Origin of the sequence: Methyloversatilis universalis EHg5 (genome assembly GCF_000378945.1) — a bacterium.
GTDB lineage: Bacteria > Pseudomonadota > Gammaproteobacteria > Burkholderiales > Rhodocyclaceae > Methyloversatilis > Methyloversatilis universalis_A.
Genome location: NZ_KB900539.1, coordinates 3,935,930 through 3,953,951, shown reverse-complemented (window position 1 = coordinate 3,953,951; position 18,022 = coordinate 3,935,930). Strand labels below are relative to the sequence as shown.

Genomic DNA, 18,022 nt, shown 5'->3' with positions numbered 1-18,022 from the left:
GGGCGCCGACCGCGGGTGTAGAATCCGCGCGCCTGACTTTCAATGCGGATCGCGCCCGCCCACGCCCATGGTGCCTCATCTGACCACCGCGCTCACCGGCCCGCTGCTCGCGCTGGAGAGCCGCTTCCTTGAACGCCAGACCGACATCGAACAGTGGTTCCGTTCGCAGTGGCTGGAACACAGTCCGCCCTTCTACGCCTCGGTCGACCTGCGCAACGCCGGCTTCAAGCTGGCGCCGGTCGATACCAATCTGTTTCCCGGTGGCTTCAACAACCTGAATGCCGAATTCCTGCCGCTGTGCGTGCAGGCGACCATGACCGCGGTCGAAAAGCTGTGTCCGGAAGCGCGCAACCTGCTGCTGGTGCCGGAAAACCACACGCGCAACCAGTTCTATCTGCGCAATGTCGCCCGGCTGGCGCAGATCCTGAAACTGGCCGGCCTCAATGTGCGCATCGGCAGCCTGATTCCCGACCTGACCGGCCCCACCGTGCTCGACCTCGGCGACGGCCAGAGCCTGACGCTGGAACCGCTCATCCGTCTGCCCGGCGGCCGCCGCATCGGCGTCGAGGGCTTCGACCCCTGCGCCATCCTGCTCAACAACGACCTGTCGGCTGGTGTGCCCGAACTGCTGCAGAACGTGAATGAGCAGACCTTCATTCCGCCGCTGCACGCCGGCTGGACCACGCGCCGCAAGTCGCAGCACTTCGACGCCTACAGCGAAGTTGCGCGCAGCTTCTCGTCGGTCATGGACATCGACCCCTGGCTGCTCGACCCGCTGTACGACGTGTGCAACGACATCAACTTCCAGGAGCGCAGCGGCGAGGAATGCCTGGCCACGCGCGTCGGCGCGCTGCTGGCGCGCATCCGCGAGAAGTACGCGCAGCACGGCGTGGACCACGAACCTTTCGTCATCGTGAAGGCCGATGCCGGCACCTACGGCATGGGCATCATGACGGTACGCGACCCGTCCGAAGTGGTCGGCCTGAACCGCAAGCAGCGCAACAAGATGGCGGTGGTGAAGGAAGGGCTGGAAGTCAGTTCGGTGCTGATCCAGGAAGGCGTGCCCACCTTCGAAAGCGTCGATGGCGGCGCGGCCGAACCGGTGGTGTACATGATGGACCGCTACGTCGTCGGCGGTTTCTACCGCGTGCATGGTGAGCGCGGCATCGACGAAAACCTGAACGCGCCGGGCATGCACTTCAAGCCGCTGGCTTTCGAGTCCTGCTGCTCGATGCCGGACCCCGGCTGCGCACCCGATGCTGCGCCCAACCGCTTCTATGCGTACGGCGTGGTGGCGCGTCTGGCGCTGCTGGCCGCCAGCCTGGAACTGGAGCGCGGCGCGCCGCTCGACGCCACGGCGGAAGCGCTGGAAGCGGAGCTGCGCGGATGACGCTGCGCATCGCCTTCATCGTCGACCCGCTCGACAAGCTCAAGCCGGCCAAGGATTCCAGCATCGCGATGATGCGTGAGGCGGCGCGCCGCGGTCACGACATCTGGACCGTACAGCGCGAAGCACTCAGCCTGCACGGCAGCGAAGTGATGGCCGAGGCAGTGCGCATCGTGCCGCAGCGCACCGATGCGCCGTGGTATCTGGCGCAGGAGGGGGCGACCCGCGCGCTGCGCGAGTTCGACGCGGTGCTGATGCGCCAGGACCCGCCCTTCGATTTCGAATACATCGCCGCGACCTGGATGCTGGAGCGGGCAGCTGCTGCCGGCGTGCGGGTGTTCAACCATCCGCGCGCCATCCGTGACCACTCGGAGAAGGTGTCGATCTGCGAGTTTCCGGACCTGATCGCGCCCACGCTGGTGTCGCGCGACACGGTGGCGATCAATGCCTTCATCGACCGCCACGGCGACTGCATCCTGAAGCCGCTGGACGGGATGGGCGGTTCGCGCATCTTCCGCGTGCGCGCCGACGACGCCAACCGCAACGTCATCATCGAAACGCTGACCGAGGACGGCGCGCGCACGCTGATGGCGCAGCGCTACATTCCGGAAATCACCGAAGGCGACAAGCGGGTGCTGCTGATCGCCGGCGAGCCGGTGCCCTACTGTCTGGCGCGCATCCCGAAAGCCGGCGAAACCCGCGGCAATCTGGCGGCCGGCGGCCGCGGTGTCGCCCAACCGCTGTCGGAATCCGATCTCGCCATCGCCCGCCGCCTGGGGCCGGTACTGGCCGCACGCGGCCTGCTGCTGGTCGGTCTGGACGTGATCGGCGACCGGCTGACCGAGATCAACGTCACCAGCCCGACCTGCTTCGTCGAAATCACCGAACAGACCGGCTTCGACGTGGCCGCCATGTTCGTCGATGCACTGGAACGCGCGGCGCATCGCTGAGCGGACTTTCCTGCGGCTGCTGGCCGCGTGCGCCTGCGCACTGCTGCTCGCCGGCTGCGGTGCGCGCGATGCGGTCGAGCGGCAGGAAGCCTTCGTGTTCGGCACCCGGGTCGAGGTGGTCGTGTACGGCCTCGACCGCGGTCAGGCGCGCGCAGCGCTGGCCGAGGTGCTGCAGGAATTCGACCGTCTTCACCGCCGGCTGCACGCCTGGCAGCCGTCGGAACTGACCCGTCTGAACGCCGCCTTCGCGGCTGGCCAGACGGCGATGGTCGACGCCGACATGGCCGCGCTGCTGGGCGCGGTGCAGACCGCAGCGGTGCGCGGCGAGGACCTGTTCAATCCGGCCGCCGGCGCGCTGATCGCCGCCTGGGGCTTCCATGCCGACGAATTCGTGCCGCGCCGTCCGGACCCCGCGCTGCGCGACGCGCTGGTCACCGCCCGGCCGCGCATGGCGGACATCGACATCGTGCCGCAGCCGGATGACGGCGCCGCGGTGTCCAGCCGCAACCCGGCGGTGCAGCTCGACCTCGGCGGCTATGCCAAGGGCTACGCGCTGGACCGCGCCGCCGCGCTGCTGCGCGCCCGCGGCGTGTGCTGCGCGCTGATCAACATCGGCGGCAACGTGATGGCGCTGGGCAGCAAGGGCGGTCAGCCCTGGCGCATCGGCATCCAGCATCCGCGCAAGCCGGAAACGCTGGCCGCGGTCGATCTGCACGACGGCGAGGCGATCGGCACCTCCGGCGACTACCAGCGCTATTTCGAACTGGACGGCGAGCGGCTGTGCCACCTTATCGATCCGCGCAGCGGCGAGCCGGTGCGTCACACCCAGTCGCTCACCGTGCTGATGCCGGCCGGGCCGGACGCCGGCGCCCGCTCCGATGCCGACAGCAAGCCGCTGTTCATCGCCGGTCGCGACCAGTGGCAGGCGCTGGCGCAGCGCATGGGCGTGAGCCAGGCGCTGCGGGTCGATGCCGACGGCAGCATGGACATGACCGCCGCCATGCGGGCCCGGCTGCGCGACTGAAGCGGCGGCGGAAACCTCCCGCCGCTTTTCCGGTCTGCCGCACGACTTCGCCCACCTTCCTGCAGGCACCGCCATGCCACCCGTCCGCAAAGCCAGCACTCACAAGGGCAACAAGTCCTTCCTGCCGACCAAACCCTGCGTCGCCTGCGGCCGGCCGATGAGCTGGCGGCGCGCCTGGCGCAACACCTGGGACAGCGTGAAGTACTGTTCCGACGCCTGCCGTCGCAAGGGGGCGTCCCATGCCTGAGGCGACAGCGGCGGTGCGGCATCTGGTGCTGGTGCTCGGCGACCAGCTCGACCTCGACTCGGCGGCGTTCGAGGGCTTCGACCCGGCCCGCGACCGGGTGCTCATGATCGAGGCGGAGGGCGAATCGACCGCGGTGTGGAGCCACAGGGCGCGCAGCGTGCTGTTCCTGTCGGCCATGCGGCACTTCGCCGAAACCCTGCGCCAGCGCGGCTGGCCGGTCGACTACCGGCGGCTGGGCGAAGGCGCTGACCGGGATCTGTGCGCGCTGCTGGCTGCACGGCTGGAACGCGACCGGCCGGCGCGGCTGGTTCTGGTCGAGCCGGGCGAATGGCGGCTGGAGCAGGGCGTGCGCGCGGCGTGCGAGCGGCTGGGCGTGGCGCTCGACCTGCGCGACGACCTGCACTTCATGATTTCGCGCACCGGCTTTGCCGACTGGGCGAAGAAGTACCGCCAGCCGCGTATGGAGTTCTTCTACCGCATGATGCGCGAGCGCCACGGCGTGCTGATGGAGGGCGGCGAGCCGGCCGGCGGGCGCTGGAATTTCGACGCCGAGAACCGCAGCGGCTTCGGCCGCAAGGGCCCGGGTCTGGTGCCGCCGCCGCTGCGCTTCGAGCCGGATGCGATCACGCGCGAGGTGATGGCCGAGGTCGACGCCCGCTTCGCCGATCACCCGGGCTCGACCGCCGCCTTCGACTGGCCGGTCAGCCGCGAGCAGGCGCTGGCCGCGCTGGCCGATTTCGTCGAGCACCGGCTGGAACTGTTCGGCCATCACCAGGACGCGATGTGGACCGGCCAGCCCTGGCTGTGGCATGCCCGCATCAGCGCCGCGATGAATCTCAAGCTCATTTCACCGCGCGAGGTGATCGCCGCGGCGGTGAACGCATGGCGCGAACGCGGTCTGCCGCTGCAGTCGGTCGAGGGCTTCGTGCGGCAGGTGATCGGCTGGCGCGAATTCATCCGCGGCATGTACTGGCTGGACATGCCGGGCCTGCGCGCGGCCAACCACTACGGCCACCGGCGCGCGCTGCCGCGCTGGTACTGGAGCGGCGACACGCAGATGGCCTGCATGCGCGGGGTGGTCGGGCAGACGATGAAGCACGGCTACGCCCACCACATCCAGCGCCTGATGGTGACCGGCCAGTTCGCGCTGCTGGCGGAGATCGAGCCGCAGCAGGTCGAGGACTGGTATCTGGCGGTGTATGTGGATGCGGTGGAGTGGGTGGAGTTGCCCAATGTGGCGGGCATGACGCTGTACGCCAACGGCGGGCGCTTCACCAGCAAGCCCTATGTGGCGAGCGGCGCCTACATCCAGCGCATGAGCAACTACTGCGACGGCTGCCGCTACAGCCCTTCGGTGCGCAGCGGCGACGCGGCCTGTCCGGTCACCGTGCTGTACTGGCACTTCCTCGACCGGCACGAAGCCGACTTCGCGGCCAATCCGCGCACCGCGCTGATGGCGAAGAATCTGGCGAAGCTGTCGCCGGACGAGCGGGCGGCGATCCGGGCGCGGGCGGCGCAGATGCTGGCCGGGCTGGATGCGCTGTAGCCGGCTCCCGGGTCTGTTACATCCGTTTTCCAAGCGATTTTGCTGCCCTGCGCAAAGGCGGACGCCGGCGTCGGGTAAAATCCCGCGCCATGACTTCACCAGCGCAGCACGTTGCCGGCTTTTCGTGGCCGGTACGCGTCTACTACGAAGATACCGACAGCTTCGGCGTGGTGTACTACGCGAACTACTTCCGCTTCCTCGAACGCGCGCGCACCGAATGGCTGCGTGCGCTCGGCTTCGACCAGGTCGACATGGCAGCCGGCGGCGTCGGTTTCGTGGTGCGTTCGGTACAGGGTGAATACCTGAAGCCGGCGCGCTTCAACGACGCGCTGGAAGTGCGCAGCCAGATCGCGGCCGTGAGCCGGGCTGCGGTCGATTTCGCGCAGCGCCTTTATCGCGGCGATGAACTGCTGTTCGACGGCACGGTCAGGGTGGTGGCGATCGACATGGTGAAGAACCGCCCGGTATCGCTGCCGCCTGCATTGCGTGCGCGCCTGTCTCCCTCCATTCCGTCTTCTTCCGCCCTGCCGACATGACCCCTACCGAAGACCTTTCGATCATTTCGCTCGTGATGCACGCCAGCCTGCTGGTCAAGCTGGTGATGGCGCTGCTGGTCGGCGTTTCCTTCATGAGCTGGTACTGGATCTTCCGCAAATCCTTTGCCATCCGCGCGGCGCGCCTCAGTTCCGACAAGTTCGAGCTGGAGTTCTGGTCCGGCGGCGATCTGAACGCGCTGTTCCAGAGCGCGGCCAACGACCGCCACAACGCCGGCGGCATGGAACGCATATTCGAAGCCGGTTACCGCGAATTCACCAAGCTGCGCGCGCGTCCGAACATGGACACCGCGACTGTGGTCGATGGCGCCCGGCGCGCGATGCGCGCCACCTACCAGCGCGAACTGGACGAACTGGAATCGCACACCGCCTTCCTCGCCTCGACCGGTTCGGTCAGCCCGTATATCGGCCTGTTCGGTACGGTGTGGGGGATCATGAACGCCTTCCGCGGCCTGTCCAATGTCGGTCAGGCCACGCTGGCCCAGGTCGCGCCCGGCATTGCCGAAGCGCTGGTGGCGACCGCGATCGGCCTGTTCGCGGCGATTCCGGCGGTGGTGGCCTACAACCGCTTCGCGCACGACATCGACCGCATTTCCATCCGCTGGGAGAGCTTCATGGAAGAGTTCTCCAACATCCTGCAGCGCCAGACCCGGTAAGCGGCGATGAGAAGACAGCGCCGCATGATGAACCAGATCAACGTCGTGCCTTACATCGACGTGATGCTGGTACTGCTGGTCATCTTCATGGTGGCCCCGCAGGCCACGCCCACCGGCAGCATCGAACTGCCCAGCGTCGGCCAGGCCTCGCAGACGCCCGCCCATCCGATCGAGGTGATCGTGAAGGCGGACGGCAAGCTGGCGCTGCGTGACCGTGCCGCCGCCAGCCTGAAGGAAACCGCGGTCACCCGCGACACGCTGATCGGCGCGGTGCGCGACCTGCAGGCGGGCGATGCCAGCCGGCCGCTGGTGGTGGCCGGTGACAAGGCGGTGCGCTACGAAGAGATCACCAAGGTGGTCGGCGCGCTGCAGAACAATGGCTTCACCCGCATCGGCCTGCTGGTGGAGCAGGGCGGCCAGAGCGCCCGCCCGGAGCGCTGATGCACGCACCGGCGCACGATTTCGCCTTCAAGCGGCCGCAGCCGGGCAAGTGGCCGTCGGTCGCGCTGGCCGCCGGCATGCATCTGCTGCTCGGGCTGTTCCTGTTCTACAGCGTGAGCTGGCAGACCAGCAAGCCGGCGGCGGTGCAGGTCGAACTGGTGGGCAGCCTGCCGCCGCTCGAAGCGCCGGTGCGACCGGTGCCGCCGCCCGAGCCGGTGGTCGAGAAGCAGCCGGAGCCGGTGGTCGAGCCGCCGCCCCCGCCACCTCCGCCCAAGCCGGATATCGCGATCAAGGAACCGCCGAAGCCGAAGACACCGCCGAAGCCGGAGCCCAGGCCCGAACCGCCCAAGCCCAAGCCGGTAGAAAAGAAACCGGAACCGAAGCCGGAGCCCAAGGTCGAGAAGAAGCCGGAACCCAAGGTGCCGCCCAAGCCTGACAACCGGCTGGAGCAGGAACTGCAGGACAAGCTGCTGAAGGAATCGCTGCAGCGGGAAAGTGCCGAACAGATGCGCCGGCAGGCCGCGCAGGAAGCCGACCTGATGGCCAAGGTGGCGGCGGATGGTGCGCGCATCAAGGCGAAGGAATCGTGGGCCGGCCGCATCAGCGCCAAGGTGAAGCCGAATATCGCCGTGCCGCCGGGAGCCTCAGGCAATCCGCTCGCCGTGGTGATGATCTCGCTGCTGCCGGATGGCACGGTGTCCGGCGAGCCCACAATGAGACAGTCGACCGGCAATCGGGCGCTGGATGAGGCGATACTGCGCGCCATCGTGAAGTCGTCGCCGCTGCCCAAGCCGGAAGACCCGGCTGCCTTCGAGCGCAACCTGGAACTGAAATTCCGCCCGCTGGCCGAGTAAGGCCGCGGCTGCAGACACTTTACGGAAAGGATCCGATGATCAAGTTCTTCAGACTGATGACCGCGGTGCTGGGTCTTGTCGCGACCGCTGCGCACGCCCAGCTCACGGTGGAAATCACCGGTGCCGGTGCCAACCGCATTCCGGTGGCGATCGCCAATTTCGCCGGTGAGGGCCTGCTGCCGCAGGCGCTGACCGGTGTCGTGCGCGCCGATCTGGAGCGCAGCGGCGCGTTCAAGATGATCGACCCGGGCCCGGCCCAGGTGCCGGAGAACGCGGCGATCGACCTGAACCAGTGGAAAGACCGCGGTGCCGACGCGCTGGCGCTGGCCAGCATCCTGCCGGTGCCCGGTGGCCGCTACGAAGTGCGCATGCGGCTGTACGACATCGCCCGCCAGAACAAGCCGGACGGCATGATTTTCGTGTTCGCCCCGGCCACCATGCGAGAAACCGGCCACCGCATCGCTGACTTCATCTACGAAAAGATGACCGGCGAGAAGGGCGTGTTCTCGACCCGCATCGCCTACGTGAGCAAGACTGCCGGCCGTTTCGAACTGAAGGTGGATGACGCCGACGGCCAGAACCCGCGCACCGCGCTGCGTTCGACCGAGCCCATCATTTCGCCGGCCTGGTCGCCGGACGGCTCGCGCCTGGCCTATGTGTCCTTCCAGGCCAAGAAGCCCATCATCTACGTGCATTCGCTGGCGACCGGCGCGCAGACCGTGGTGGCCAACTTCAAGGGCTCGAATTCGGCGCCGGCCTGGGCACCGGACGGCAAGCGCCTGGCCATCGTGCTGACCAAGGACGGTTCGTCGCAGATCTACACCATCAATGTCGATGGCAGCGGTCTGAACCGTATCGTGAGTTCGAGCGCGATCGATACCGAACCGCAGTTCTCGCCCGACGGCCAGTTCATCTACTTCACCTCCGACCGTGGCGGCAGCCCGCAGATCTACCGCGTGGCGGCCGGCGGCGGCAATCCGGAACGGGTCACCTTCGAAGGCAGCTACAACGTGACGCCGCGCCTGTCGCCGGACGGCAAGTCGCTGGCCTACGTGACCCGCAACGGCGGCCGCTTCCAGATCGCGTCGATGGATCTGGCCAGCCGCCAGGTGCAGATCCTGACCGACTCGTCGCGCGACGAATCGCCGTCGTTCGCGCCCAACGGCCGCATGATCATCTACGCCTCCGAGATCGGTGGCCGCGGCGTGCTGTCGGCGGTGTCCGCCGACGGCCGCGTCCGGCAGAAGCTGTCCGGTCAGGCCGGTGGCGATGTCCGCGAGCCGGCCTGGGGCCCGTTCAACCAGCCGTAATCCCGTCTTCCCGTCAGCACCCAACACAACACCCGCACACAGAGAGGCCTCCACCATGCGCACCCCCACCAAGATCACCCTCGCAGCCCTGACGCTGGCCGTGCTGGCCGGTTGCTCGTCGACCGGCCCCGAACAGCCGGCCGCACCGACCGAGGACAAGAAGCCCGCCACGCCGTCCACCGGCGGTGCCACCGGCGCGCCGGTCACCCAGCCGCAGGTCGGCACCAAGCAGATGACGCCGGAAGAGGCGCTGCTGGCCCAGCTGAAGGACCCGAACAGCCCGCTGTCCAAGCGCATCGTGTACTTCGACTACGACAGCTACGCGATCAAGGACAGCTACGCCTCCATCATTTCGGCGCACGCCAAGTTCCTGATCGCCAATCCGAAGTTCCGCATGCTCATCCAGGGCAATACCGACGAACGCGGTTCGCGCGAGTACAACCTGGCGCTGGGCCAGAAGCGTGCCGAAGCGGTCAAGCGCGCGCTGATGCTGCTGGGCGTGAACGAAGCGCAGATCGAATCGGTCAGCCTGGGCGAAGAGAAGCCGCGCATGACCGGCGCAGACGAAGCGTCGTACGCCGAGAACCGCCGTTCGGAAATCCTCTACTCGGGTGAGTACTGATGCAGGCCCGCCACGGGGTCGCGGCGGCGCTCGCCGCGCTGTTCCTGATCGCGGCTCCGGCGCGGGCTGCGCTGTTCGATGACGACATCGCCCGCCAGCGCATCGAGGATCTGCGCGCCGACACCAAGGCGCGCGTCGATGCGCTGACCCAGAAGCTGGAACAGTCGCAGCGCATGCAGGGCGATCTGGGCAACCAGATCGAAAGCCTGCGCGGCGAGATCGCCAAGCTGCGCGGCCAGGTCGAAGTGCTGACCTATGAGCTGGAAGCGGCCACCAAGCGCCAGAAGGACTTCTACCTCGACCTCGACAACCGGCTGCGCGTGCTGGAAACCCAGCCCGCCAAGCCGGCGGCCGCAGCCGAGCCGACCGTCGATCCGGCGGCTGAGCCGCGCGACTACGAGGCGGCGCTGAACCTGCTGAAGGGCGGCAAGTACCCGGAAGCCCAGGTGGCGTTCGAGAACTTCATCAAGGCCTGGCCGAAGAGCAATTTCCAGCCGGCAGCCCACTACTGGGCCGCCAGCGCGGCTTTCCAGACCAAGGCCTATGCGCGCGCGGCCGAGCTGTACCAGCAGCTGTACGCGCAGTGGCCGGCCGACGTGCGCGCACCCGAGGCGCTGATCGGGCTGGCCAATACCCAGCAGGTGCAGGGGGATGCCAAGGGCGCGAAGAAGACGCTGGAAACCGTGGTGGCCCAGTATCCGGGCACCTCGTCCGCCGACACCGCGCGCCAGCGGCTCAAGCAGATGGCGTCGAAGAAGTGAGCGCATCGCCGGCAAGCCGCAGGCCGGCGGTGGTGCTGCTGTCCGGCGGCCTGGATTCGGCCACCGTGCTCGCCATGGCGCGCGCGCAGGGCTTCGACGCCTACTGCCTGTCGCTCGACTACGGCCAGCGCCACCGCGCCGAACTGGTGGCGGCCGAACGGGTGGCGCAGGCGCTGGGCGCGGCCGGCCATCGCACCATATCGCTCGATCTGCGCGCCTTCGGCGGCTCGGCGCTGACCGACAGCGCGATAGCCGTGCCGACCGGCGGCGTGGCCGAAGGCATACCGGTCACCTATGTGCCGGCACGCAACACCATCATGCTGTCGCTGTCGCTCGCCTGGGCTGAAGTGCTCGGTGCGAACGCCATCTTCTGCGGCGTGAATGCAGTCGATTACTCGGGCTACCCGGATTGCCGGCCCGAATACATCCGCGCCTTCGAGACGATGGCCAATCTCGCCACCAAGGCAGCGGTCGAGGGCGCGAAGCTTACGGTGCACGCGCCGCTGATCGACCTGAGCAAGGCGGGTATCATCCGGGCCGGCACGCAGCTGGGCGTGGATTACGCGCTCACCGTGTCCTGCTACCAGGCCGATGACGAGGGCCGGGCCTGTGGCGTGTGCGACTCCTGCCGGCTGCGCCGCGAAGGTTTTGCCGCCGCCGGCGTGCCCGACCCCACCCGCTACCGCTGATCCACTGTTCGGAGGCCCGGGCGGTGCCACCGCTCCGGAACGACGATGGAACTGAACATCCACACCGAAACCCTGCTCGCCGTGTTCGCGCTGTCGGTCGCGCTCGGCGCGCTTGCCGCGCGCACCGGCTTCTGCACCATGGGCGCGGTGTCCGACTGGATCAATATCGGCGACCTCGGCCGCATGCGGTCGTGGATGCTGGCGATCGCGGTGGCGCTGGCCGGTGTGGCGGCCATGGAATCGGCCGGCGTGGTCGATCTGAGCGCCACCTTCCCGCCCTACCGCACGCCGCAGTTCGCCTGGCTGCGCCATCTGCTGGGCGGCCTCATGTTCGGCGTCGGCATGACGCTGGCCAGCGGCTGCGGCAACAAGACCCTGGTGCGCATCGGCGGTGGCAACCTGAAGTCGCTGTTCGTACTGGCGGTGGCCGCGGTCACCGCCTACCGGATGATCTACACCGACAGCTATCAGGCGCTGTTCGGCTGGACCCAGTCCTTCACGGTCGCGCTCGACGCGCACGGCATTCCATCGCAGTCCATCGGCGCACTGGTGGCGGCGGTCAGCGGTGGCGACGCCGCCGCGCTGAATGCCGGGCTGTCGTGGGCGCTGGCGGCTGCGCTGGCGATCTGGGCATTCGCGTCCGCCGACTTCCGCCGCAATCCGGACCATCTGCTGGGCGGCATCGGTTTCGGTCTGGCGGTGCTCGCCGGCTGGTGGCTCACCGCCGGCCCGCGTGCAGCCGCGTGGAAAGAATGGGCCGAGTTCGCCGACGTCGTGCCCAGCCGGGTCGAAGCGCAGTCCTACACCTTCGTCAGCCCGATGGCCGACGGCCTGCGCTGGCTGATGGACCCGACCAATGGCGCGCTGCTCAATTTCGGCACCATGGCGCTGGCCGGCGTGGTGCTCGGCGCCTTCATCTACGCGCTGCTTGCGCGGCGCTTCCGCATCGAATGGTTCCGCAGCAAGGCCGATCTGGTGCGGCATGCGCTCGGCGCGGTGCTCATGTCCTGCGGCGGCGTGCTGGCCTCCGGCTGCAGCGTGGGACAGGGCATCACCGGCCTCGCCACGCTGGCGCTGGGCGCCTTGCTCACGCTGCTGGCGGTGATCGCCGGTTCCGCACTGACCATGAAAGCCACTTCGTGGTGGCTGATGCGCGACTGAAATCGCAGAAAAAGGTTGACGGGAAGTCTCCGCTTGCCTATAGTCTGCGGTCTTCGCAAGGCGAGGGTCGGTAGCTCAGTCGGTAGAGCAGCGGACTTTTAATCCGTTGGTCGCGAGTTCGAGTCTCGCCCGACCCACCACAAGGTGGGCCGTAGCAGCAGGCGAAGCCGTTTTCCGGGTTGTTAGCTCAGTTGGTAGAGCAGCGGACTCTTAATCCGTAGGTCGAGTGTTCGAGCCACTCACAACCCACCAGTCAAAAAGGCCAGTCCCCCGGGACTGGCCTTTTTCATTTCCGCTCCGGCATCGCGTTCTGACGTCGATCAGCCGACCTCACCAATCAGTCGTGTCATGAGCTGGAAGGACTCGGGCAGGGGCCCGGGCTTCAAGGTCATGTCGAGTGGAGCGATGTCTACCGCAACGCAGCGTTGCTGTTGAATGGCCTCGAAAAGTTGCCTTCCGTCCGTGCACAAGAAAACCTCCTTGCCGCATTCGTTGCAGTAGCGGACGGTTTCCACCGCGGTCGGCGTCAGATCTCCCCATCTGGCGTGGCACTTGAACCGGAAATGACAGTGTCTGATCGGTAGTGCGGATATGTCGGTCATGGTGTCACTCCTCTGGCTGGAGGCGGCATGCGGGTCTGCCCTCTGCCGCCATTGCGCCGGCCTTTCGGCCGTGCAACGACTTCAACACAGAAGCATAGGCCGAGCCGGCCGGTGGCGCCAGAAAACGAGCGCTCGATGGCGTCATGGATACGTTTGCCGGCCCGGCACGTCGCGCATACCGGATCGTTCAAACATTCGCCCGGATTGTTCAAGCCCGTCCCCTCCGTCCGTCCCTAAAGTCAGCGCCAGATGGTCCCGCCCTGCGCGGGGCCATTCCGGGTTCTGCATACAGCCAAAAAAACGGAGGGGATGATGGGCGAAGCAAAGGCGGCCGCCGCAGCGGCGGGGACGGACGAGGGCGGAAAGACCTTCGACGCAATCGTGATCGGGGCCGGTGTGGCCGGGCTGTATCAGGTCTATCGGCTGCGCGAACTGGGCTTTTCGGTGCGGGGCATCGAGGCGGCATCCGGCGTGGGCGGCACCTGGTACTGGAACCGCTATCCGGGGGCGCGCTTCGATTCCGAAGCCGAGATCTACCAGTACTGGTTCGACGAGGCCATGTTCAAGAACTGGCAGCCGAGCGAACGCTACCCGGCACAGCCGGAAACCGAGCGCTGGCTGAACTATGTGGCCGACCGGGCAGACCTGCGCAAGCACTTCCTGTTCGACACCCGGGTGACCGCGGCGCGCTATGACGAGGCCGCCCAGCTGTGGGCGGTGGACACCGACCGCGGCGAACGTCTGCAGGCGCGCTTCCTGATCAGCTGCACCGGCATGCTGTCGGCGCCGCTGAACGAGGTGTTTCCGGGCCAGGCGTCGTTCCGCGGGCAGATCCATCACACCGCGCGCTGGCCCAAGGAGCGGGTGGAATTCGTCGGCAAGCGGGTGGGCGTGGTGGGCACCGGCGCCACCGGCATCCAGGTCATCCAGACCATCGCGCCGCAGGTGGGTCATTTGACGGTGTTCCTGCGCACGCCGCAGTACGTCATCCCGATGCGCAACCCGAAATACACCCCGGCGGACTGGGCGAAGCAGGGCGCGCGTTTCGCGGAAATCCGCGATCGCATCCAGCGCACCTTCTCCGGCTTCGAATACGACTTCAGCAACGGTGCCTGGGCCGACCTGACGCCGGCGCAGCGCACCGAAGTGCTGGAGCGGCTGTGGGCCGACGGTTCGCTGGCGCTGTGGCTGGCGTCGTTCTCGGAAATGTTCTTCGACGAACAGGTGAACGAGGCGGTGTCCGAATTCGTGCGCCAGAAGATGCGCGAGCGGCTGAAGGACCCGGCGCTGTGCGACAAGCTCATCCCGACCACCTACGGCTTCGGCACCCACCGGGTGCCGCTGGAAAGCCAGTACCTGGAGGTGTATCACCAGCCCAATGTCGACATCGTCGATGTGAAGGCGTCGCCGATCGAGCGCATCGTGCCCGAGGGCGTGATGACTGCCGACGGCACGGTGCATGAGCTGGACATCCTCATTCTCGCCACCGGTTTCGACGCCGGCTCCGGCGCGCTTACCCGCATCGACATCCGTGGTCGCGGCGGCCGGTCGCTGAAGGAGGACTGGAGCCGCGAAATCCGCACCAGCATGGGTCTGCAGGTGCATGGCTACCCCAACCTGTTCACCACCGGCGCGCCGCTCGCGCCGTCGGCCGCGCTGTGCAACATGACCACCTGCCTGCAGCAGCAGGTGGACTGGATCACCGACTGCATCCGCTCGATGCGCGAGCAGGGCCGGCGCGAGATCGAACCGTCCAAGGCCTTCGAGGACGCCTGGGTGGCGCATCACGACGAAACCGCCAACCGCACGCTCGTGGTGAAGACCCACTCCTGGTACATGGGCTCCAACGTCGAGGGCAAGCCGCGTCGCCTGCTGTCCTACATCGGCGGGGTCGGCACCTACCGCCAGAAGTGCGACGAGGTCGCGACCAGCGGCTATCGCGGCTTCACGTTCGCCTGACAGGCGATGCACCCGGCCGGCATGCGCCGGCCGGGCCCGGACACTGCGCCGCACGGTGACGGCGCCGACGGAGGAGAAGGCAATGATCCAGAACGACTACTACAGCCAGGCCGTGCACGGTCCCTTCCAGCTCATCAGCATCGGTGCGCTGGAGCTGGAAGAGGGCGGCACGATTCCCGACTGCCGGCTGGCGGTGGCCACCCACGGCACGCTCAATGCCCGCAAGGACAACGCCATCCTGGTGCCCACCTGGTACTCGGGCACCAGCAAGATCATCGAGCAGGTATACATCGGGCCAGGCCACGCGCTCGACCCGGACAGGTATTTCATCGTCCAGATCAACCAGATCGGCAGCGGGCTGTCGAGCTCTCCGCACAACAGCGGCGGCGACATCGCGATGGCGCGTTTCCCGCATGTGCGCATCGGAGACGACGTGCGTGCGCAGCAGCGCCTGCTTGCGCAGCACTTCGGCATCGAACGGCTGGCGCTGGTGGTCGGCGGCTCGATGGGGGCGCAGCAGACCTGGGAATGGGCGGTGCGCTTTCCCGACCGCGTGAAGCGCGCGGCACCGATCGCCGGCACCGCGAAGAACACCGAGCATGACTATCTGTTCGCCGAAACGCTGATCGAGGCCATCACCACCGATCCGGCCTTCCGCGACGGCCGCTATGCCGACTCCGCCGACGTGATCGCCGGGCTGCGCCGGCACGCCAGGCTGTGGACCGTCATGGGCTGGAGCGTGGATTTCTTCCGTGAAGGCCGGCACCGCGCGCTCGGCTTCGAGTCAGTGGCCGACTTCACCGAGCGCTTCATGATCGGCTACTTTGGCCCGATGGACCCGAACGACCTGCTGTGCATGGCCTGGAAGTGGCAGCGCGGCGACGTGAGCCGCCACGCCGGCGGCGACCTCGCGGCCGCACTCGGCCGCATCCGCGCAAAGATGACCGTGATGCCGATCAGCCACGACATGTTCTTCCCGCCGGAAGACTGCCGCCGCGAACAGCAGATGGTGGCCGGAAGCGAGCTGCGCGTGCTGGACAGCATCGATGGCCACTTCGCACTGCTCGGTACCGACCCGGCGATGGTGGCCCAGGTTGATGAGCACCTGAAGGCGCTGCTCGCCGCGCCGGTGGACTGAGCCGGCGGCCGGCCTGTGCACGCTGCGCCGCAAAAACCGGCGCGCGTGCGCTCTGCTACGCTGCGGAGGGCCGTTCCGTCGGGAGCACGACATGCCGAACATCATCACGCCGAAAGAGTTGCCGCAGTGGGTGCCGGGCAGGGTGCTTTCGTCCAGCGACGGACTGGGCTGGAAGGGCGTGGCCCACCGCTCCTACCGCTATGCCGGTCTCGACGTGCCGATTCCGCCGCTCGACCACTTCATGGTGGTGCGCTACAGCGCCGGCAGCACGCCGATGGACCGCTGTTTCGACGCGCGCTGGTCGCGTGCCGACTGCCGGCCGGGCGACGCCTCGCTGCTGTCGATGTCGGAGCCGTCGCACTGGCACTGGACGCGGCAGATCGACGTGTCGCACGTCTATCTGTCGAACGGCCTCATGTCGCGGGTGGCGGGCGAGATGATGGAAAGGCCGGTGTCCGGGGTCAGGCTGCACGACGTGCTGTGCACCCGCGATCCGACGCTGCTGGCGATCACCGACGCCATCACCGGCGAGGCGGTGCAGCCGGAACTGGGCGGCGCGCTGTATGCCGAGTCGCTGGCCACCCAGCTCGCGGTGCACCTGCTGCGCAAGTACGCCGAAGTATCCTTCCGTGCCCCGATCGCCGGTAGCCGGCTGTCGCCGGCGCAGATGCGCCGGGTGCTGGATCTGATCGAGGCCCGCATGCACGAAGCGCTGAGCCTGGAAGACCTGGCCGAAGCGGCCGGCCTCGGCGTGTGCACCTTCCATCGCCGCTTCCGCGCCACCCAGGGCCGCGCGCCGCATGCCTTCGTGATCGACCAGCGGGTGAAGCGCGCCCAGCAGCTGCTGGTGGCCGGTGATCAGGCGGTGAAGGAAGTGGCGGCCAGCTGCGGTTTTTCCGATCAGGCCCACATGACCCGCGTACTGCGCGCCCGGCTCGGCGTCACCCCGGCCCAGCTGCGCGGCAGCCGGCGCCGGCAGCCCTGATCGTTCACGCCGGCGCCAGCCGCAGCGCGACCGCTCCGGCCGCCACGGTCAGGATGGCGGCCACGCGTACCCGGGTGACTGGCTCCTTCAGCACGCAGGTGGCGATCAGCAGGCCGAACACCACCGACGTTTCGCGCAGCGCCGCGACCAGCGCCACCGGTGCGCGCGTCATCGCCCACAGCGCCAGCGCATAGGACCCGAGCGTGCCGGCACCGCCCAGCAGCAGACGGCGGCCGCCCGAGCGCAGCAGCGCAGGCAGGGCGGGCCGGCGCAGCCGCCACAGCAGCGCGGAGAGCAGTGCGGCGGTGCCGACGAACATCCAGCCGGTGTAGGCGAACGCACTGCCGGACAGCCGCACGCCCTGACCATCGACCAGCGTGTACAGCGCGACTACACCGCCGTTGCACAGCGCGGTGCGCAGCACGCCGGGTGCGGCGAGCCCGCGCTGGCACGCCTCCAGTCCGAGCAGCAGAATGCCGGCGGCGATCAGCAGCGTGGCCATCCAGCCACCGGGCGGCAGCGTTTCACCCAGCAGCGCGCTGGCGGCCAGTGCGGTCATCAGCGGCGCCGAGCCGCGCATCAGCGGATAGGCCAGCGCCAGTTCGCCGTGCCGGTAGGCGCGCGCCACCAGCAGGAAGTAGGCGACGTGTATCGCGATCGACGCGGCCAGCCAGGGCAGGCTGGCGGCCGCCGGGGCGGGCAGCGCCGGCAGCAGGCAGAGCGCCCACAGACCCGCACCGGCGACGATGAGCACGGTGTCGCGCAGCGTGTCCTGCGAACTGCGTACCAGTGCATTCCAGCCGGCGTGCAGCAGCGCCGCGCACAGCACCACCGCCATCACGTCGGGAGCCATCGGCGGCGCTCGCTCAGTGGCTCGCTCGGCTATTCGCTGAGCTGCCGGCTCAGTCCTGCTGAGCCGAACCCGCGGCATGCACGCCGCGGATGACCCGGATCAGGCAGAACAGGAAGCCGCCGGCGCCGACCGCGGCCATCGGCAGCGACTGCCACAGCGGCCAGCCGCCGGTCTGGCTGTCGTCGATCAGGTTGAGCAGGCTCAGCGTCACGCCGGACATGCCGAGGATGGCGAAGCCGAGGGCGGCGAAGAAGAACAGCAGGCGCATGGTGGGTATCCGGTG

The 18,022-nt window shown here is 68.1% G+C and carries 20 protein-coding genes and 2 tRNA genes; 19 read left to right on the top strand and 3 right to left on the bottom strand.

Annotated elements, in window-relative coordinates; genetic code table 11:
- The first annotated feature begins 67 nt into the window (after window positions 1–67).
- The 16 genes from gshA (at window position 68) to METUNV2_RS0117950 (ending at window position 12,454) form a co-directional block, all read left to right on the top strand.
- Window positions 68–1,390, top strand: a complete 1,323-nt coding sequence (gene gshA, locus METUNV2_RS0118025; protein WP_018230874.1) for a glutamate--cysteine ligase — start codon at window positions 68–70, stop codon at window positions 1,388–1,390.
- Window positions 1,387–2,337: a glutathione synthase gene (gene gshB / locus METUNV2_RS0118020; RefSeq protein WP_018230873.1), complete on the top strand. Its 951-nt coding sequence runs from the start codon at window positions 1,387–1,389 to the stop codon at window positions 2,335–2,337. Before gshA ends, gshB begins: the two co-directional genes overlap by 4 nt.
- Entirely contained in the window at window positions 2,309–3,361 is a 1,053-nt protein-coding gene (locus METUNV2_RS0118015; protein WP_018230872.1) for an FAD:protein FMN transferase, read from the top strand. Before gshB ends, METUNV2_RS0118015 begins: the two co-directional genes overlap by 29 nt.
- A gap of 73 nt (window positions 3,362–3,434) precedes the next feature.
- Window positions 3,435–3,608 (top strand): DUF2256 domain-containing protein, encoded by a 174-nt coding sequence (locus METUNV2_RS19720; protein ID WP_081618559.1) that lies wholly within the window; start codon window positions 3,435–3,437, stop codon window positions 3,606–3,608.
- Window positions 3,601–5,154 carry a cryptochrome/photolyase family protein gene (locus METUNV2_RS0118005; protein ID WP_026188270.1) on the top strand — a complete coding sequence of 518 codons (1,554 nt, stop codon included), beginning with the start codon at window positions 3,601–3,603 and terminating at the stop codon, window positions 5,152–5,154. Before METUNV2_RS19720 ends, METUNV2_RS0118005 begins: the two co-directional genes overlap by 8 nt.
- 89 nt (window positions 5,155–5,243) lie before the next feature.
- On the top strand, window positions 5,244–5,690 hold the full coding sequence (ybgC, locus tag METUNV2_RS0118000) for a tol-pal system-associated acyl-CoA thioesterase (protein WP_018230869.1): 447 nt from the start codon (window positions 5,244–5,246) through the stop codon (window positions 5,688–5,690).
- Window positions 5,687–6,364: a protein TolQ gene (gene tolQ / locus METUNV2_RS0117995; protein ID WP_018230868.1), complete on the top strand. Its 678-nt coding sequence runs from the start codon at window positions 5,687–5,689 to the stop codon at window positions 6,362–6,364. Before ybgC ends, tolQ begins: the two co-directional genes overlap by 4 nt.
- A gap of 24 nt (window positions 6,365–6,388) precedes the next feature.
- Complete coding sequence (locus tag METUNV2_RS0117990; protein WP_018230867.1) at window positions 6,389–6,805, top strand: ExbD/TolR family protein; 417 nt, start codon at window positions 6,389–6,391, stop codon at window positions 6,803–6,805.
- Window positions 6,805–7,659, top strand: coding sequence for an energy transducer TonB (locus METUNV2_RS0117985; protein WP_018230866.1), 855 nt, complete (start codon window positions 6,805–6,807; stop codon window positions 7,657–7,659). Before METUNV2_RS0117990 ends, METUNV2_RS0117985 begins: the two co-directional genes overlap by 1 nt.
- Before the next feature lie 35 nt (window positions 7,660–7,694).
- Window positions 7,695–8,969: a Tol-Pal system beta propeller repeat protein TolB gene (gene tolB, locus METUNV2_RS0117980; RefSeq protein WP_018230865.1), complete on the top strand. Its 1,275-nt coding sequence runs from the start codon at window positions 7,695–7,697 to the stop codon at window positions 8,967–8,969.
- A gap of 55 nt (window positions 8,970–9,024) precedes the next feature.
- On the top strand, window positions 9,025–9,591 hold the full coding sequence (gene pal, locus METUNV2_RS0117975; RefSeq protein WP_018230864.1) for a peptidoglycan-associated lipoprotein Pal: 567 nt from the start codon (window positions 9,025–9,027) through the stop codon (window positions 9,589–9,591).
- Complete coding sequence (gene ybgF, locus METUNV2_RS0117970) at window positions 9,591–10,352, top strand: tol-pal system protein YbgF (protein WP_018230863.1); 762 nt, start codon at window positions 9,591–9,593, stop codon at window positions 10,350–10,352. The genes pal and ybgF overlap by 1 nt, the downstream gene beginning before the upstream one ends.
- Complete coding sequence (gene queC / locus METUNV2_RS0117965; RefSeq protein ID WP_026188269.1) at window positions 10,349–11,041, top strand: 7-cyano-7-deazaguanine synthase QueC; 693 nt, start codon at window positions 10,349–10,351, stop codon at window positions 11,039–11,041. The genes ybgF and queC overlap by 4 nt, the downstream gene beginning before the upstream one ends.
- Window positions 11,042–11,086: 45 nt before the next feature.
- Entirely contained in the window at window positions 11,087–12,202 is a 1,116-nt protein-coding gene (locus METUNV2_RS0117960) for a YeeE/YedE family protein (protein WP_018230861.1), read from the top strand.
- Window positions 12,203–12,266: 64 nt separating this feature from the next.
- Window positions 12,267–12,342: transfer RNA gene (locus METUNV2_RS0117955), tRNA-Lys, on the top strand.
- 36 nt (window positions 12,343–12,378) lie between these two features.
- Window positions 12,379–12,454: transfer RNA gene (locus tag METUNV2_RS0117950), tRNA-Lys, on the top strand.
- A 68-nt stretch (window positions 12,455–12,522) separates the two neighbouring features.
- On the opposite strand, the gene METUNV2_RS0117945 is transcribed toward METUNV2_RS0117950, so the two are convergent.
- Window positions 12,523–12,804, bottom strand: coding sequence for a hypothetical protein (locus tag METUNV2_RS0117945; RefSeq protein ID WP_018230860.1), 282 nt, complete (start codon window positions 12,802–12,804; stop codon window positions 12,523–12,525).
- Window positions 12,805–13,116: 312 nt separating this feature from the next.
- Here METUNV2_RS0117945 and METUNV2_RS0117940 point away from each other — a divergent pair, with 312 nt between their 5' ends.
- The 3 genes from METUNV2_RS0117940 (at window position 13,117) to METUNV2_RS0117930 (ending at window position 16,886) form a co-directional block, all read left to right on the top strand.
- A complete protein-coding gene (locus tag METUNV2_RS0117940) occupies window positions 13,117–14,763 on the top strand; it encodes a flavin-containing monooxygenase (RefSeq protein WP_018230859.1) in 1,647 nt (548 codons plus the stop codon).
- Window positions 14,764–14,845: 82 nt separating this feature from the next.
- Window positions 14,846–15,901: an alpha/beta fold hydrolase gene (locus tag METUNV2_RS0117935; protein WP_018230858.1), complete on the top strand. Its 1,056-nt coding sequence runs from the start codon at window positions 14,846–14,848 to the stop codon at window positions 15,899–15,901.
- A gap of 91 nt (window positions 15,902–15,992) precedes the next feature.
- Complete coding sequence (locus METUNV2_RS0117930) at window positions 15,993–16,886, top strand: helix-turn-helix domain-containing protein (RefSeq protein ID WP_018230857.1); 894 nt, start codon at window positions 15,993–15,995, stop codon at window positions 16,884–16,886.
- A gap of 4 nt (window positions 16,887–16,890) precedes the next feature.
- On the opposite strand, the gene METUNV2_RS0117925 is transcribed toward METUNV2_RS0117930, so the two are convergent.
- Window positions 16,891–17,739 (bottom strand): EamA family transporter, encoded by an 849-nt coding sequence (locus METUNV2_RS0117925; RefSeq protein WP_018230856.1) that lies wholly within the window; start codon window positions 17,737–17,739, stop codon window positions 16,891–16,893.
- A 49-nt stretch (window positions 17,740–17,788) separates the two neighbouring features.
- A complete protein-coding gene (locus METUNV2_RS0117920) occupies window positions 17,789–18,007 on the bottom strand; it encodes a hypothetical protein (RefSeq protein ID WP_018230855.1) in 219 nt (72 codons plus the stop codon).
- Window positions 18,008–18,022: the final 15 nt, after the last annotated feature.